The organism is Paenibacillus sp. J22FR83 (assembly GCF_059691955.1).
In genome coordinates this window covers 113,896-130,625 of record NZ_JCAUAM010000017.1, presented here as the reverse complement: position 1 = coordinate 130,625, position 16,730 = coordinate 113,896, and the positions used below count along the sequence as shown (strand labels likewise).

The following is a 16,730-nucleotide window of genomic DNA, read 5'->3' as shown; positions in this document are numbered from 1 at the left end:
TTTGGGGCAATTTCAGCGAATTTCCATGAAATTCGTGAAAAAGGTTGCCTTTATGCACGCATTTACCAATTTAAGCGTTTAATTCGTAGAAAAGGTTGTATTTTTGCATTTTTGAATTTTTCGAAGGGAGAAAGAAACAACCCAACACTCCGTACTACCCCCGCGTTCCGCAAACTAGCTGAATTTTCCTCCATCTATTTAAAGCATATTTGTCCAATTCGTAAGTTTACCGTCACCCCACCCTCGCATCTGCCAAACACACATCCCAAAACTTCAAACCATCTTACGAAAATATGAAACCATTCCATCCAGCAGACGCTTTACACTGATTCTGTATAATGTGAATCCTTACAGGGCTAGGAGAGATGTGCATGAATTTCCAGGAGATGCTTCGGCCTGTGCCGGTTGAGGCGAAGTTCGAGCTAGCAGGATGGCATGTTTGGTGTGGGTCGATGACACGAGATGCGGAGGGGAGGTATTACTTGTTCTACTCGCGATGGCCGGAGAGCGCTGGTTTTGAGGCTTGGGTCACGCATTCCGAAATTGCCTATGCTGTTGCGGACAATCCTTTGGGTCCGTTCCACCACGTGGATACAATTTGGACCAACAGAGACCGCGCAGCGGGCTGGGACAGGGATGTGGCACACAATCCAGCCATTATGCGTCATGGTAATCGTTATTACCTGTATTACATGGGGACGCATGGACCTGATTTTGATCTCGACCAGCCTGCCGATGAGGCAACATGGTGGGCATACCGCAACCATCAGCGTATCGGCGTTGCGGTGGCTGAACATCCCGCAGGTCCATGGACCCGAGGGGCATCGCCCGTGCTTGATGTCTCCCCAGGAGAGTGGGATGGGCTCCTGACGAGCAACCCAACGGTGTGCGAGACTCCTGACGGCCGAATCCTGATGATGTACAAAGGTGTAGGCGAAGGACCTCCGCCAAAGGGCGGGGCAGTTAATGCCGGTATAGCCTTCGCCGATCATCCGCTCGGTCCGTTTCGCAAGCAGCCGGACCCTACGGTATCAAATCCGACCAACGATTGGGCCGTAGAGGATCCTTACGTTTGGTGTCAGGGCAACAGCTATTATGCCTTGATGAAAGATTTTCAAGGTTATTTTACACAATCAGAACGCGGCTCTGTAGCTCTATTTGAATCATCAGACGGCATTTCATGGTTACCCTCGCGGCATATGCTGGCTTTCGATTTACGCATTCATTGGGCGCATCAGGAACCACAGTCCGTCTTCCGACTGGAACGCCCACAATTGTTGTTAGACGATAGTGGCAGCCCTGTTGTCCTGCTGTGTGCTGTTCTTGAACGAGTAGGGAGCCGGTCGTACAACATTCGAATTCCATTAGGAAGACATCAATGATGCCATTAAAGCCGTTTCCCAAGTAGGAGGCGGCTTTCGTATTTCCGAAGATTTTAGACCATCTGCCAAAGATATGAAAAGGATGGCCCCTTTCGCGGCGCTACAATAGGGATATAACAACAGAGAGAAAGGAGAGGCAGCCATGCATCGAACGATGAACCTACTGCGAAGATACGGCGTCATGTATGCCCTATTAATTCCGGGCCTGCTGTACTTTGCGGTATTCAAATATGTGCCGATGGTGTACATCGCCGCTGCATTTAAGAACTACAATATCCTTCAAGGACTTTGGGAGAGCCCATGGGTCGGTTGGCAGAACTTTCAGCTATTTTTCGATGGCGTATACTTCAAACAAATTATTGGAAACACCATTCTGATTTCGTTTTACAAACTCGTTTTTTCATTTCCGGCACCCATTATTCTAGCGTTAATGCTCAATGCAGTCACTTCCACGGGGTTCAAGAGAACCATTCAAACCCTAACCTACCTGCCTCATTTTCTATCCTGGGTCATTATTTATGGGTTGCTGGTGGCGTTCCTCGCACCTGGAACAGGGCTGGTTAACCAGTTGTTGACCACTTTCCACTTAGACCGCATATCCTTCCTGACGGAGTCAGGTCTGATCCGAACGCTGATCGTCACAACGGACATATGGCAATCCGTCGGCTGGGGAGCGATCATTTACTTGGCAGCGCTCACGGGTATCGATCCAAGCCTTTACGAAGCAGCGACGATGGATGGCGCGTCCGCGTCCCGTCAGCTATGGCATATTACCCTACCGGGTATTCGTAATGTCATTATCCTTATGCTTGTCTTAAGGCTTAGCGCCATCCTTGATGTTGGTTTTGATCAAATCTTCATTATGCTGAATCCCCTTAATCAAGAGAAGGCCGATGTTATCGAGACGTGGGTATATCGGGTGGGTTTACAAGAGGGACGTATTGGACTTGCTACCGCTGTCGGGTTATTTAAATCAGTCATCGGTTTCGTGCTTGTACTGGGTGCGAATCGGATTGCCAAAAAATTCGACGGACAAATCTGGTAGAAGGAGGAATCATCCATGCGTCACATGACCACCAGCGACAAAATCGCACAAAGCGTTAACTATTTGCTGCTCTCACTGCTTGCTGCTTCTTGCGTACTGCCGTTCTTGTATGTTATCAGCGTCTCACTAACACCCATATCCGAGTTCATTAAGAAAGACGGGTTAGTTATTATCCCAACGCATACCACATTGACGGCTTATCGAGAGATTATGCAAGGCGGACGCTTGCTCGACGCCTATCAAGTAACCCTTTTTCGTGTCATTGTCGGTACGTTGCTGAATCTAGTCTTTACCGTCATTACAGCACTCCCGCTCTCACGCAAAGCGTTGCCTGGTCGAAGTCCTTTCCTGATGTTCATCGTCTTCACTATGTTGTTTAACGGCGGTATTATTCCGAGCTATTTGCTCGTGAAAAATATAGGACTGCTCGATTCCGAATGGTCACTCATCATTCCTGGTTTGATTAATGCGTTTTATCTGATGATTGTGAAAAGCTTTTTTGAACAGTTGCCAGAAGCGATTGACGAGGCTGCTCGTATCGACGGAGCGGGTGAAATCTCCATCCTAGTGCGCATTGTCATCCCGCTGTCCGTACCGATTATCGCGACGATTGGCCTTTTTTACGCCGTGTGGCACTGGAACAGTTACTTCGATGCTCTGCTTTACATTAATACCCCGGAGAATCAGCCTGTACAGCTATTTCTAAGGCAGATCTTGCTTGCCTCCGTCGCCATTAGCGGGGATGCAGCAGAAGCTGCTAACTCGGTTAACCCGATTTCGGTTCAAATGGCGTCCGTCGCCATTACAACTTTGCCGATCCTGGTTGTGTATCCGTTCATCCAGAAGCATTTTACCCGAGGTGTGCTGCTTGGCTCTGTGAAAGGATAATGCGGAGCCGAAATCACGATGATATCTAGAGGCAACTCTCGATATAGCATGTATAATAGACTAAAGGGAGAGGTTCAAGATGAAAAAGAAACACGCAAGTGCATTACTTAGTGCTACTGTGCTCCTAGGGGTGGTTGCTGCTGGCTGCAGCAAGGCTGAGAATACGGCTTCACCAAGCGCAAGCGTTGCTCCTTCTACGGGTGCGGCTCAGTCGGCAAAGCCGGTGGAGACTGACAAGAAGTATAAAGTTAGCTTTTATAATACAGTCGGTTATCGGTTAACAACGCCAATGCCAGCCAAGGAGCAGGATCCCATTCGTCAAATGATTGAGAAAGACAACAATATGGACCTCGATATGATTATGGGCGGTGAGAACTGGAAAGATAAGCTCAACTTGCTAATCTCTTCCAATCAAATTCCTGATATCGTTTCTTTCCCTGACCGTGCTTCTGCCATTAAATATTACGATCAAGGCTTGCTAGCCGATCTCGATGATTTATTAAAGGAGTTCCCAGAACTTCCGAAAGCATTCGATCCTTCGCGCCTTGAGCCGATGAAATACAAAGGACATACGATTGGATTACCAGCTTCTGAAGCCGTTGGCGGCGTCAATGGTTGGTGGATTAACAATACATGGCTTAAGAAGTTAAACCTATCGGTTCCGACGAATCCGCAAGAATTACTCAACGTAATGAAAGCGTTCACGTTCAATGATCCTGATGGCAACGGCAAGAACGATACGTACGGTTTCGTCGCCATGCTGCCGAAGGACGGCTCACTGGGTTATAGCACGAGTGGTGCACAAGGTTTCCAACAAATTTTCTGGATGTATGGCGTGCAGCCTAACTTTGTAGATGTCAAAGACGGTAAAGTTATTGTCTACAACACCGATCCGAAAACGAAGGAAGCGCTGACGTTTATTAAAGAAATGATCGATGCGAAAGTTGTTGATCCGGACTGGGTAACGATCGACGATGGACTCAAACGTGATAATAAAATGTACCAAGGCAAGGTTGGTATTATGATTGAAGACTGGCGCCGCTTGGAGCCTGCGGAAACGAAGAAAATGCAAGATGCCGGAGGCAGTGTGCCGGATTGGAAGCAAATCGCACCTCCAAAGGGGCCATATGGAGATCAAATCCTTGACATGAAGCCATTCCAACAGTCACTCATTGGACTTTCGAAGGAAGCGATGAAGGATCCTGGCAAAGCGAAGCGTGCGATGCAGTTCATTCAGTATCTATACACCAATAAAGATGCGTATCCGTTCCTGGCTTATGGGATCAAAGATAAGTCCTTTACTGTGACGAATGGCACGCCGAAATTAATTGATAGATCCACTTACAACGAGAAGGAAATTGAATGGCGCTATAATTATGCCTTTGTTCGCAAAGCGACGGACGGCGTGTACTTCGACTTCCAAAAGCCTGACATTACAAACGCGAATCAGAAGATTAATACGAGTTACTTGAAAGATAATAACGTCAATCCACGAGTTTTTGATGATCCAGCTGACCCGATGTCACAAGATCGTCTCAAATATGCGAATGAAATGATGCTCAAATTCGTAACGGGCAAAGAGCCTTTAGCCAACTGGGATACGTTCGTGAAGACGCTGCAGGACAAATTCAAGTTGAACGATGCGATTGCGAATTATACGAAGCAGCTGCAAGGTGACGGTGTTATCAAATAAAGTAGTGGGGAAAAGGGGAGACACCTCCTCTTTTTCCACATTTCTATAGAGTAGCTACGACGAGGGGTGCGAACATCATGCGAGATTGGATCAAGAAATGGTTCCACAACATATCGTTCCGACTGTTTCTGGTCTGTTTCGTCTTCGTGCTCAGCTCGGAGGCTATTCTAAGCGGTCTATCTTACCGTTACATTAAAAACGAAATTACCTCGAGTCAGCTCAACCAAGCGACACAGTTGCTGCATAAGGAAGAGGAGTATATCGACCTATACTTTCTTCTTGTGCAAAATACGATCGGCCAACTCTCCACCTCAGCAGCTTCGTGGCGCAATGATCTGACGGCTGCTCAAGCCGCCTTAGAGAATGCCTACCGGGAGAACGCGATCATGCTGACAGACGTGTACGTGATTCGCAAGGATTTGTCCATTCTAGGCGGAAATCCTGTAACTAAGGTCATCAACGACCCTAGAGACGATCGGGATCCTCTTTATAAAATGGCTTATAGTAACGCCTACGGGGCCGTGACGGTTAGTCAGCCGTATCAAAACTTCTTCTCCGGTTGGACGGTAACCTTCACCAAAGCGATTATGATTGCCGGTGAACCGATGGCAGTTGCCGTAGATTTGAATTTAACTGCGATGCAGGAGCGATTGCAGAAGATTGGCGGTGGCAGCAACGATTTGCAGCTAGGCATTATGGATAAAGAGGGACGTGTCATTCTAGAGCCTGCGGGCAGTCGCCTGTTCAGTATCATTGATCATCGTTTGCGCTTTGACGACCGTGATGGCCGCGAGCTCGTGGAGTCCAAGGACGATGTGTTTACTGAGCATATGAACGGAACTGCCGTGACGATTATGAAGAGCATTAATCCGCGTACCAAATGGATTGTATTTGCCTTCTATGACGGAACGACGCTGCAAACTTCGCTCAAGCGGATGGAAACATTTTTTATAGGCCTGCTGCTGCTCGGCTTCTTGCTTAGTGTGCTGACGGCTGGCTTCGTGGCCCGCATGATTCGAACACCTGTGTATTATCTTATCCGCAAAATAAATCAAGTCGGTCACGGAGATCTGAACGTTAACATATCGAGTGCTCGGCGTGATGAGTTCGGCAAGCTAGCACAAACATTCGACGACATGCTAGGTCAGATTCGTACCTTAATCGAGCATGTGAACCGTGGCGAGCGCAAGAAGAAAGAGTTAGAGATTCAAGTGCTGCAGTCTCAAATTAATCCGCATTTTCTATACAACACGCTAGGTTCTATCTCCAATGTAGTGGCATTTGAGCGCTATCATGAGGTAGATAACATTATTGAAGCACTGATTTCAATTCTAGAATATGGGATTACCGAGTTCGCAGATCGTGTTAACTTGGAGCAGGAACTGCGGAATGTGAAGGATTATTTGTATATCCAGAAGATTCGCTATGACTGTGAATTTGAGCTCATAGAGGAGATCGATCCCGTTACTCTAGAGCTGCCAGTACTACGAATGGCGCTTCAGCCGATTGTTGAAAATAGTATTTTCCATGGCTATGCAGGTGGACGTAAGTCAGGGGCTATACGATTGTCTGCAGTCCGTCGTGAGGGCAAACTCATTATTGAGGTTGAGGATCAAGGGATCGGTATGACCCCTGATAAGACAACGGAGCTGTTGGTAGAGGACCCTGTGGGGAGAAATTTGGATCACCGTAAACGTATAGGCCTGTACAACATTCATCAACGCATACGTTTGAATTACGGGGAATCTTATGGGCTTAGCGTATGGAGCGAGCCAGGTCGTGGAACATGTGTAACACTGACATTCCCAGATGATTCAGCACAAGATCAGCTTGAGGAACGCGGAAGGGGGGAGGCGCAATGAGAGAGGTGACTTGCCTCATTGTGGATGACGAGCCGCCAATGGTGCAACGGTTAGAGACATACTTCGGGCGGTGGGCGGAGCGGCGGATGCCATTCCGGTTAGTGGGTCGTGCTTATTCGGGCGTTGAAGCGTTGGAGAAGGCTGCGGAGCTGCGTCCCGATCTCATTATCACGGATATCGTGATGCCTGGCATGGACGGAATTGAGCTTGTTCGTCAGCTGCGGGAACGATTGCCTGGTGTGGAAGTCATCATCCTAAGCGCCTACTCCGACTTCGCTTATGCCAAACAAGCGATCGCTATGGGTGTGTTTGAATATTTGGTGAAGGTGCCACTGCGCGAAGAAGATGTACGCACAGCCTTGTCCAAAGCACGCGATAATGTGATCGCGCGTGAGGAGAAAGAGAGGCGCCTGCAGAGTCTTAGCGGTTCTGTGAAAGAGAATTCCTACCGTCTACGGAAGCATCTGTTGGAAGAATTGCTCCGTGGTGAAGTATCGAGTCTGGTCATGGAACGCCGAAGTGCGGAACTCGTACCAGGCTTTGAGCCGCGGCAGTTTGGGTGCTTTGCTGTGCGATTCGATAATTACGATGTATTCTGCACGGAATATTCACCAGCGGACCGCAACATGCTCAAGTACGGCATGTTAAATATTATTGAGGAAGTACTCCGCGAGAATGGAAGCTGCTTCGCTTGTGAATTGCAGCAGGGCGTCATCGTTGCCCTTGCTACGATTCGGGCAGGCAGCGAACAGTCGTTCGACCGGACCTGCTACGAACTTGGAGAACGTATACGTGACGCGATTAAAACCTATCTGCGGATTTCGATTTCGATAGGCGTGAGCCGTATGTACAACGGTTGGAGTTCCGCCCCAGCGGCTTATGAGGAAGCCAAGGGCGCCCTTGACGATACCTTCTATGCCAGCTTTGGCACTGTCATTACGCCAAACCGCAGGTTGAGCTACAGCGAAAGTGATTGGCGGGAATTCACAGAACGTTTCGAGCAAACGCTCGAGCGCGCTAGTGCGAAGTCGTCGGGCAGCGAAGCGCTTGCGCCTCTGCTGAACGTGCTGCACAGCCACCGGGTTACCCCTGGCAAGCTGCTGGGTTATATCGAGGGCTGGTACGCACGACTCCGCCAGCGGTTGCTACCAGCTGATCATGCTGCTTCAGCCGATGTGGTTGTATTTGCAGATTGTACGCATCTGCATCAATTAGTAGAGCGGCTGCGCATAGAGTGGGAGAAACTTCATGCACGTGCAGAGGGCAGCGGCTTGCGCCTCGAGATGGTGAAGGCGATGCGTTTTGTTGAAGATCACCTCAAGGAATCCATTTCCCTCGGCGTTGTAGCCGAGCATATTCACTTGAATCCGACCTATGTGAGCGAGCTTTTCAAGAAAGAATTAGGGATCAACTTCACCGATTACGTCTCCAAGCGCAGGATTGAGCGGGCTATCGAGCTGCTCCGTAAGCGTGATTATTCGAATTTAGAACTGGCTGAGGCTGTTGGTGTTCACAACGAGAAGTATTTCTGTACCTTGTTCAAAAAAATAACCGGGACCTCTCCACAGAAGTTTGTCGCAGCAAACTGGAGGGGTTGACGAGGAGAGAGTTGCTTTGTTACCAAAGGAAGCTCGAGATCACGTAGATGAATCGATTCTTCAGAATCCCCCTGCTGCGTATCGAAGCACGCCATTCTGGTCTTGGAACGATAAGTTGGAACCCGAGGAGCTTCGCAGACAAATTGGCGAAATGAAACGGGCGGGATTAGGCGGCTTCTTCATGCATACGAGACAAGGACTGCTTACACCCTATATGGGTGAGGCGTTTCTAGACGCGGTTGAAATAGCAGCGGAAGAAGCGAAGGTTCATGGGCTTGAAGCCTGGTGCTACGACGAGAACGGTTGGCCGAGTGGAACGGCGAATGGCGTTGTTCCGGCACTGGGGGCTTCGTATCAACAGAAGTCGCTAGAAGGTATCCGAGTTGAAAGCATAGATGCCAATCAGCAGGTTGAAGTGCTTAGGCAGGACCCAGATTTTATGTACCTGCTCGTACGTCGAGAGGAAGATGAGCATTGGCGGGTGCAAGAGGCGACAGCGCCGCTTCCGGGTGAGACTTCTGAGGATGAGGAGGATTGGGATGTAGGCTTGGCTGTCATGTGCCGCGTGAATCCTTACTATATCGATATTCTTTCTGAAAAAGCGATGGAAGCCTTCCTGCAAGCATGCCACGATGTTTATTATCAGCGCTTGGGAGAGCGTTTCGGCGAGGGAGGTATGCCGGGCATATTCACCGATGAGTTTAAGTTCTCGGGCGTACCATGGTCGGCTGATATCGAACAGGCATACGCGGAGCGTTACGGAGAAGCGATTGGGAATGCGATCGGTTGGCTGCTGACAGAAGCAGATGAGTCTATGAAGGATGCGGCATACCGAGCGCGTTATCAGTTCTGGCAGCTAGTAAGTGAACGATTCCAAACGTCCGTTCGTCTTGTGGCAGACTGGTGCGAGTCCCACGGCTGGCAGCTGACAGGCCACTTCATGGGCGAAGATACTCTTATGGAGCAAATGCAATACACGGCAGGAGTGATGCCGCTATATGAGCGAATGCACATGCCGGGCATTGATATGCTAGGGCGGACGCCGCGCAGTACATTGTTGCCTAAGCAGGCTGCATCGGTAGCGCGGCAGCTGGGTAAGCCATTCGTGATCACAGAAACCTTCGGTTGCTGTGGTTGGAATTTGAGCTTCCGCGAGATGAAACGGATTGCAGAGTGGCAGTTTGTCCTTGGGGTTAATCGCTTATGCCCCCATCTGCAATCGTACTCGATTCGCGGGGTTAGGAAGCGGGATTATCCGCCTTCTCTATACATTCAGCAACCTTGGTGGGACGTGTATAGCCAGTTTAATGATTACTTCGCTAGACTGACGTATTTGTTGACCCTTGGGAAGGCAGTGCCAGGAGTTCTTGTGCTGCATCCGATACGATCGGCTTGGCTGCTGCAAAGCGCTAAAGACGTTCGTGATGTGGTGCACATGCAGGAACGTATGGACGAGCTAGCCGATGAATTATTAGCGCTACAGCGGGATTTCGATTACGGGGACGAGGCGTTGATGGAGCAGTACGGTCGTGTGCAGGGAGACGTACTGCAGATCGGAGAGCAAGAGTACGACACGGTGATCGTAAGCGATGTGCTGACACTGGAGGCATCAACCTTAGCGTTGCTGCAATCATTCGTAGAAGCCGGAGGAAAGGTCATCTTGGTGGGCGAAGCGCCTCATTACTTGAATGGACAGCGGTATGAACAACTGACATCATGGTTCTTGAGCGATCGTGTAGTTCGTGTCCCGGAATTAAAGAGTGTACGCGAGTATGTGCAAGTGCGCCAGGATTGGACACCTGTGGAAGGCACATCCCAGGAAGCCTTACGAAAACTCTACGTGCAGGAACGGCGATTGCCAGGTGTGACGCTACTATATGCCGTGCATACAGGTGACACCGACATGGTTGAGTTGCAAATTCCGGAGTCTGACTCACGAATATGGATGGAGATGGATTTGGAAAAAGGGGAGGGAGCCAAAGCGGATGCACGTATGCTGTCAGTGAGCATGAAGCTGGCGCCAGGTGATTCAAAGCTTTTCGCCATTTGGGACGGCGAGTCTGCGGAGACGAAATTGGATCAGACGCCAACTCCCTTAGGGCATTCGCACCCGGCAGCAGTACTTTTGCCAAATGAGAAAGTATTCTCAACAGTTGAAGCGAGCATAGATGAGGCATGGAACTACCAGTTGTCAGGGCCTAATGCACTCACACTGGACTATGCCGCCTATCGCATAGATGGTGGGGAGTGGTCATCTCCTACCTACGTGTTGAACATTCAAGAGCATTGTATCGCCATGAAGCGACCCCTGCATGTGGAGTTGGCGTTCACTTTCGAGACGGATGCTGAGCTCATGCGACAGACGGATCGCTCATTGTGGAAGCTCGCTGTCGAGCGTCCTGAGCATTGGGAAATCACGATCAATGAACAGCTTGTCCGTGCGGAGGATGCTAACGGCTGGTTTGGCGGTGACCGCAGCTTCCCAATGCTGAGCATCGGTGAATTTGTGCGCGCGGGTCATAATCGCGTCCACATGTCAGGAAGTTTTTATTGTAACGAGGATGTCTATCGGTTCTTCGGTGTGGCGGGCGCTAATTTGGCCCCGATTCGCAATAAGCTCCTATTCGATGTTGAAGTCGAGAGCATTTACGTATTAGGACCATTCGCAGTGAAACCACATGGCGGTTGGGAGCAGGCGGAGCGCGAGGCGTTGTGGACGGAGGGGCCATTCACTTTGACCACATTGCCGAAGCAGCTCCTGTTGAGGGATGTTACGAAGCAGGGATTGGTGTTCTACGCAGGACGAGTGATTGCAGACCAATCGCTTACCTTATCTGAGTCTGTGTGGGAACGTATCCGGGATAACGGCAGCAGGCTCGTCTTACAGTGGGATGCGCTGCGCTGTCCGGCTATGAATATTACGGTGAATGACGGAACCACCCGTACGATTTTCTGGGGAGCCCAGCAGCTGGATATAACAGATGAGATAATGAGCGAGCAGGTTCAGCTCCGAATCGAGCTGTTGAGCAGCGGACGTAATACATTTGGACCCCATCATCATCTAAAAGGGGAAGTCACCTTTGTCGGACCTACAAGTTTCACCGATAAAATCGGTTGGGTCGATGCAGGCGCCGACAAAATATGGACGGATCGCTACTGCTTGGTCAGCTGCGGGCTGACCGGCGTTCAATTGTTGCTGGTTAATGCCAGCTAAACCTCACATGTAAACCCTTGTCTGAACCCATTTTCCGGTTGGAGAGTGTGGTTCACGAGGGTTTTTCGTCATGTTTTTATAACCGCAGGAAAACCACGTTGCTTCATTTAGTAGTCATCAAGAGAAATGGCGGTTCTACAGCAGATAAGTTGGATAACATATGATATAATGGACGAGGTTTGCCTGACCTAGAAGCGTAATTAGGAGGAACATATGGGTAAAGTACATATTTGCGATCATCCGCTTATCCAGCATAAGCTTACTTATATTCGGGATGAGAACACGACAACGAAGGATTTCAGAGCCCTTGTCGATGAAGTTGCTACATTAATGGTGTATGAAATTACAAGAGATCTGCCTCTGCAGCAAGTACAGGTGAAAACGCCGGTAACAACAGCTGATTGCCAAGTTATCTCGGGCAGAATGTTAGGTCTGATCCCTATTTTACGAGCAGGTTTAGGTATGGTTGATGGTGTGTTAAAGCTGATGCCAGCTGCCAAAGTAGGACATGTTGGTCTCTACCGTGATCCGGATACGCTTCAACCTGTTGAATACTATGTGAAGTTGCCAACCGATGTGTTGGAGCGGGATCTGCTCGTAATTGATCCTATGCTTGCAACTGGCGGTTCTGCGAATGCAGCGATTGATGTGCTGAAACGCAGGGGGTGTTCGCGTATTAAGCTCATGTGTCTCATTGCAGCACCTGAGGGCGTAGCTTCTGTGCAAAAAGAACATCCAGACGTCGATATTTACGTCGCTGCGGTTGATGATCATTTGAATGATCATGGCTATATTGTGCCAGGACTCGGGGATGCTGGGGATCGTTTGTACGGCACAGATTAATTTTTTGAACAAAAATAAGGCTTGCGAAGTCAGTTTTCCTGTAAGAATACTTGAAGGAACTTAAGGGGAGAAGAAACCGATGAAACGTTTAAAAGTGATTACGATCTTCGGAACAAGACCTGAAGCTATCAAAATGGCTCCGCTCATTCTCGAGTTGGAGAAGCATCCTGAGCAGATTGAGTCTCTGGTATGCGTAACCGCACAGCATCGTCAGATGTTGGACCAAGTGCTTGATATTTTCAAAATCACACCGAACTTTGATCTCAACGTTATGAAGGATCGCCAAACACTGAATGAGATTACGATGCGCGTGCTGCAAGGTTTGGAGCCTGTGTTCCAAGAAGCGAAGCCAGATCTGATTCTCGTGCACGGGGATACACTAACAACGTTCCTAGCCAGCTATGCAGCCTTCATGCAGCAGATCCAAGTAGGACACGTGGAAGCGGGTCTTCGGACGTGGAACAAATTGTCGCCATATCCAGAGGAAATGAACCGTCAGTTAACAGGCGTTCTCGCTGATCTCCACTTTGCCCCTACAGGGCAATCCGCTGATAACCTGCGCAAAGAAAATAAATCCGAATCCCAGATTTATGTGACAGGGAATACAGCGATCGACGTATTTAAGTATACGGTGCAGGAAAAATTCAATCACCCCGTGCTGGAATGGGCCGCAGGCCGCAAGTTGATCTTGATGACGGCGCATCGCCGGGAAGCTCAAGGTGAGCCGCATCGCCAAATCTTCCGTGCTGTGAAACGGATTGCTGATGAGTTTGAGGACATTGCGATCGTGTACCCGGTTCATCCGAATCCGGTAGTTCTCGAGCCTGCCCATGAAATTCTAGGCAATCATCCACGAATCAAACTGATCGACCCGCTTGACGTTCTAGAGCTTCACAATTTTTATCCTTACACGTATATGATTCTGACCGATTCTGGTGGCCTTCAAGAAGAGGCGCCGACCTTCGGAGTTCCAGCACTCGTTCTTCGTGATACGACAGAGCGCCCAGAAGGTATCCAAGCGGGTACATTAGAGCTGGTTGGGACGGATGAAGAAGTCGTCTATACGCGTGCTAAGGCGCTGCTTACAGACCCTGAGCAGTACAACAAAATGAGCCAAGCTGCGAATCCTTACGGAGACGGAAAAGCGTCAGAACGTATCGTTCAAGCAATTCTTCATCACTTCGGTAGGACGACTGAACGCCCGGAATCTTTCTAACCGTGACAAAATCATGACAAACGCTACAGCGTACAGTTGAACTGTTCGGTTTAAAAAAGCGCAAACCCTAGAGCCGCAAGGCTCTAAGGAGTTTTGTGAGATGTGACAAATGAAGTTCCGTCAATTGACAAAGTTAGCATGGCTTCGATACAATGAATGAGGATTCGTAGCAGATGAGCTGCGAGACGCGTTTTCCCATGTGGAAAACACCCAGGAGGGTGCAATGAAACGGCCAAATTCCAATGATAATCCTTGGCGGGCAGTAGCGTTAACTAGTGCAATTGGCATAGACCTTGTCGTGTGTTTGGCAGCCGGATATTTCTTCGGTGATTGGTTAAGTGGCGCACTAGGCGGACAGATCTGGTTGCTAGTCGGATTTTTACTGGGGCTTGTAACCGGCATCATGAGCATTTACTTCATGATTAAGCGGTACGGAGGGCTATGATGGACGACTTTTCAGCCACTCTGAAAACGGTTCAAAATGTATTTTTATTCTTTTTATCCTTTTGTTTGGCTGCATGGGCGCTTCTTGTCGATTACAGGATTTACATTGCGGGGATAATGCTTGGAGCTTGTGCGAGTATGATCAATGCAAGGTTCTTAGCCTGGAAGATTAACAAGCTGGCAGCAGCTGCGATAGAGAAGTCGGGGCGCAAAGTAACCCTTGGCTTTCTGACAAGGGCAGCAGTCGCTGGGTTTGTAGGTTTGATTGCCGTCAGGTATCCCGAACATGTTGCATTAACCACGACAATTGTTGGATACTTTTTTGCGCAATTGGCAACACTCGTACTGGGTATTCTTTCTATTAAGAAGTCGAAGAAGTAATTCCACGATGTAACTTCAACGAATGAAAGGGGTGAAAATGGAAAATATGGAACATCATGTACCAGAATTTGAGTGGTTAGGTTTTCACTTTGATGCATCAGCACTGATGATGATCAGCATAACCACGGTTATCGTATTGATTCTTGCATTTGCAGGTACTCGTAAGCTTTCTGTATCGAATCCTTCGAAAATGCAAAACTTCATGGAATGGACGATTGAATTCGTAGAAGGTATCATCGGAAGCACGATTGGTTCCAAACATGGCAAAGGGTTTATCGCACTTGGTCTAACGCTCATTATGTACATCTTTATCGGTAACATGCTCGGTCTTCCTTTCTCAATTGTAACGGAAGATCACGTATCTTGGTGGAAATCACCAACAGCTGATATCGCTGTAACAGGAGCTTTGACGGTTATTGTTATCTTTATCAGTCACTACTTAGGGATAACACGTAATACGAAGCATTACTTCGCGCATTACTTTGAGTACAAAGGGGCAATGTTGATCCTTCATTTAATTGAAGTTGTATCAAAGCCGCTTACACTCGCTTTCCGTCTTTACGGTAACATTTATGCAGGTGAAATCATGATATCTGTCATTATTGGAGCAGGTTGGTTTGGCGTTGCGCCTCTCTTCGTATGGCAGGGCTTTAGTGTGTTCGTAGGTGCGATTCAAGCCTTCGTATTCACGATGTTAACCATGGTTTATATCTCGCAAACATTGATTCACGAAGAAGAGCACTAAGTATTAGACTTACCTCGGGTTAGTCTCGAGTCACTTATAAAACAAACAAAACCTAAGAGTTTAGAGGAGGATTTTATCAATGGGAGCAATAGCATTAGTAGCAGCAGGTATCGTATTCGGTTTGGGAGCACTAGGTGCAGGTATTGGTAACGGTTTGATCGTAGGTCGCGCTTTGGAAGGTATTTCCCGTCAACCAGAACTTCGTGGTACGCTTCAAACAACAATGTTTATCGGGGTAGGTCTAGTTGAGGCTATGCCAGTCGTTGCATTGGTACTTGCGTTCATCTTTATGGGAAAAGCTTAAGAAACCGTTTGGCGTTGATGGCCATAGTCGCCACCACGCCTTCGTTTTGCCCACGTTATCAGAAGGGAGTGACGTTACTTGCATATTGAATGGTCCACATTTTTCATACAATTAGTTGCGTTTTTGATTCTGTATCTACTTCTCTCCAAATTTGCGTTCGGTCCTCTGTTTGGCATGATGGAAAAACGCAGACAATTGGTTAAAGAACAGATTCAAACAGCTGAAGCAAGCCGTAAACAAGCTGATCAACTGTTAGAGGAACAAAAGCAAGCGCTGCAACAAACGCGTAAGGAAGCTTACGATATTATCGAGCAAGCGAAGCATACTGGTTCCAAGCAAGCGGATGATATTATTCATGCTGCCAGTGCAGAAGCAAACCGTCTGAAAGACGAAGCTTTGAAAGATATCGAAAATGAGAAGAACAAAGCGGTTGCCGCTCTTCGCAGCCAAGTTGGCGCGATGTCCGTTCTGATCGCATCCAAAATTATTGAAAAGCAAATCGACGAAAAGTCACAAGAAGAACTTGTTGAGCATTACCTCAAAGAGGTAGGAGGCAACGTATGAGTGACATCGTCGTAGCGAAGCGTTATGCCAAAGCTTTATTCGAAGTAGCGAAGGAAAAGAATATCATTTCCCAAGTTGAGGATGAGCTTAAATCTGTAGCTAGTGCGATTAGGGATAATGCAGACTTGCAGAAGTTCCTGAACCATCCGAACATCGGGAATACCGCTAAAACGGACCTGCTGAAGCAGATTTTCGAAGGCAAAGTTTCCGAACCGGTGTGGAACACGCTGCTTGTCTTGATCGATAAAGGTAGACAGTCGATTCTTTCCGCTTTGGCTCTTGATTATGCCAAGGTTGCGAATGAGGCGCTTGGACAAGCGAGTGCGACCGTTTACTCCGCATATGTACTTTCGGATGCACAACAAGCTGAAATTGCTGCACATTTCAGTAAAGTAACAGGTAAAACGATCCGTGTTTCGTCTGTAGTTGAGCCTAAGCTGCTCGGCGGCATTCAAGTGCGTATCGGTGATCGTCTATATGATGGAAGCTTGGCAGGCAAACTTGATCGTTTGGCCAAAGCGTTAGTTTAATATAACCACTGTAAGAATAGG

The 16,730-nt window shown here is 48.4% G+C and carries 15 protein-coding genes; all 15 read left to right on the top strand.

Annotation, left to right across the window (positions count from 1 at the left end):
- Positions 1-371 precede the first annotated feature (371 nt).
- The 15 genes from AC58PV_RS27355 (at position 372) to AC58PV_RS27285 (ending at position 16,709) form a co-directional block, all read left to right on the top strand.
- Complete coding sequence (locus AC58PV_RS27355) at positions 372-1,382, top strand: glycoside hydrolase family protein (RefSeq protein ID WP_497435849.1); 1,011 nt, start codon at positions 372-374, stop codon at positions 1,380-1,382.
- 142 nt (positions 1,383-1,524) lie between these two features.
- Positions 1,525-2,427: an ABC transporter permease gene (locus AC58PV_RS27350; RefSeq protein WP_497435847.1), complete on the top strand. Its 903-nt coding sequence runs from the start codon at positions 1,525-1,527 to the stop codon at positions 2,425-2,427.
- A 15-nt stretch (positions 2,428-2,442) separates the two neighbouring features.
- On the top strand, positions 2,443-3,315 hold the full coding sequence (locus AC58PV_RS27345) for a carbohydrate ABC transporter permease (RefSeq protein ID WP_497435846.1): 873 nt from the start codon (positions 2,443-2,445) through the stop codon (positions 3,313-3,315).
- 79 nt (positions 3,316-3,394) lie between these two features.
- Positions 3,395-5,008 (top strand): type 2 periplasmic-binding domain-containing protein, encoded by a 1,614-nt coding sequence (locus AC58PV_RS27340; RefSeq protein ID WP_497435845.1) that lies wholly within the window; start codon positions 3,395-3,397, stop codon positions 5,006-5,008.
- A 77-nt stretch (positions 5,009-5,085) separates the two neighbouring features.
- Positions 5,086-6,870, top strand: a complete 1,785-nt coding sequence (locus AC58PV_RS27335; RefSeq protein ID WP_497435844.1) for a cache domain-containing sensor histidine kinase — start codon at positions 5,086-5,088, stop codon at positions 6,868-6,870.
- On the top strand, positions 6,867-8,468 hold the full coding sequence (locus AC58PV_RS27330) for a response regulator (RefSeq protein WP_497435843.1): 1,602 nt from the start codon (positions 6,867-6,869) through the stop codon (positions 8,466-8,468). The genes AC58PV_RS27335 and AC58PV_RS27330 overlap by 4 nt, the downstream gene beginning before the upstream one ends.
- A 16-nt stretch (positions 8,469-8,484) precedes the next feature.
- Positions 8,485-11,682: a glycosyl hydrolase gene (locus AC58PV_RS27325; protein WP_497435841.1), complete on the top strand. Its 3,198-nt coding sequence runs from the start codon at positions 8,485-8,487 to the stop codon at positions 11,680-11,682.
- A gap of 213 nt (positions 11,683-11,895) precedes the next feature.
- A complete protein-coding gene (gene upp, locus AC58PV_RS27320; protein ID WP_173117292.1) occupies positions 11,896-12,525 on the top strand; it encodes a uracil phosphoribosyltransferase in 630 nt (209 codons plus the stop codon).
- Positions 12,526-12,604: 79 nt separating this feature from the next.
- The gene (gene wecB, locus AC58PV_RS27315) at positions 12,605-13,741 is read left to right on the top strand and encodes a non-hydrolyzing UDP-N-acetylglucosamine 2-epimerase (RefSeq protein WP_497435840.1); all 1,137 of its coding nucleotides are present in this window, start codon (positions 12,605-12,607) and stop codon (positions 13,739-13,741) included.
- A 223-nt stretch (positions 13,742-13,964) separates the two neighbouring features.
- Positions 13,965-14,186, top strand: coding sequence for an AtpZ/AtpI family protein (locus AC58PV_RS27310; protein WP_056611689.1), 222 nt, complete (start codon positions 13,965-13,967; stop codon positions 14,184-14,186).
- Positions 14,183-14,566: an ATP synthase subunit I gene (locus AC58PV_RS27305; RefSeq protein WP_497435839.1), complete on the top strand. Its 384-nt coding sequence runs from the start codon at positions 14,183-14,185 to the stop codon at positions 14,564-14,566. Before AC58PV_RS27310 ends, AC58PV_RS27305 begins: the two co-directional genes overlap by 4 nt.
- Before the next feature lie 46 nt (positions 14,567-14,612).
- Entirely contained in the window at positions 14,613-15,311 is a 699-nt protein-coding gene (gene atpB / locus AC58PV_RS27300; RefSeq protein WP_497435838.1) for a F0F1 ATP synthase subunit A, read from the top strand.
- A 79-nt stretch (positions 15,312-15,390) separates the two neighbouring features.
- Positions 15,391-15,615 (top strand): F0F1 ATP synthase subunit C, encoded by a 225-nt coding sequence (atpE, locus tag AC58PV_RS27295; RefSeq protein WP_028556930.1) that lies wholly within the window; start codon positions 15,391-15,393, stop codon positions 15,613-15,615.
- 78 nt (positions 15,616-15,693) lie between these two features.
- On the top strand, positions 15,694-16,179 hold the full coding sequence (gene atpF, locus AC58PV_RS27290; protein ID WP_497435836.1) for a F0F1 ATP synthase subunit B: 486 nt from the start codon (positions 15,694-15,696) through the stop codon (positions 16,177-16,179).
- Positions 16,176-16,709, top strand: a complete 534-nt coding sequence (locus AC58PV_RS27285) for a F0F1 ATP synthase subunit delta (RefSeq protein WP_497258870.1) — start codon at positions 16,176-16,178, stop codon at positions 16,707-16,709. Before atpF ends, AC58PV_RS27285 begins: the two co-directional genes overlap by 4 nt.
- Positions 16,710-16,730 lie beyond the last annotated feature (21 nt).

Bases quoted from the DNA above. Each gene is read 5' to 3' on its own strand.
- AC58PV_RS27355 (WP_497435849.1), top strand. From the start codon at position 372: ATGAATTTCCAGGAGATGCTTCGGCCTGTGCCGGTTGAGGCGAAGTTC.
- AC58PV_RS27350 (WP_497435847.1), top strand. From the start codon at position 1,525: ATGCATCGAACGATGAACCTACTGCGAAGATACGGCGTCATGTATGCC.
- AC58PV_RS27345 (WP_497435846.1), top strand. From the start codon at position 2,443: ATGCGTCACATGACCACCAGCGACAAAATCGCACAAAGCGTTAACTAT.
- AC58PV_RS27340 (WP_497435845.1), top strand. From the start codon at position 3,395: ATGAAAAAGAAACACGCAAGTGCATTACTTAGTGCTACTGTGCTCCTA.
- AC58PV_RS27335 (WP_497435844.1), top strand. From the start codon at position 5,086: ATGCGAGATTGGATCAAGAAATGGTTCCACAACATATCGTTCCGACTG.
- AC58PV_RS27330 (WP_497435843.1), top strand. From the start codon at position 6,867: ATGAGAGAGGTGACTTGCCTCATTGTGGATGACGAGCCGCCAATGGTG.
- upp (WP_173117292.1), top strand. From the start codon at position 11,896: ATGGGTAAAGTACATATTTGCGATCATCCGCTTATCCAGCATAAGCTT.
- wecB (WP_497435840.1), top strand. From the start codon at position 12,605: ATGAAACGTTTAAAAGTGATTACGATCTTCGGAACAAGACCTGAAGCT.
- AC58PV_RS27310 (WP_056611689.1), top strand. From the start codon at position 13,965: ATGAAACGGCCAAATTCCAATGATAATCCTTGGCGGGCAGTAGCGTTA.
- AC58PV_RS27305 (WP_497435839.1), top strand. From the start codon at position 14,183: ATGATGGACGACTTTTCAGCCACTCTGAAAACGGTTCAAAATGTATTT.
- atpB (WP_497435838.1), top strand. From the start codon at position 14,613: ATGGAACATCATGTACCAGAATTTGAGTGGTTAGGTTTTCACTTTGAT.
- atpE (WP_028556930.1), top strand. From the start codon at position 15,391: ATGGGAGCAATAGCATTAGTAGCAGCAGGTATCGTATTCGGTTTGGGA.
- AC58PV_RS27285 (WP_497258870.1), top strand. From the start codon at position 16,176: ATGAGTGACATCGTCGTAGCGAAGCGTTATGCCAAAGCTTTATTCGAA.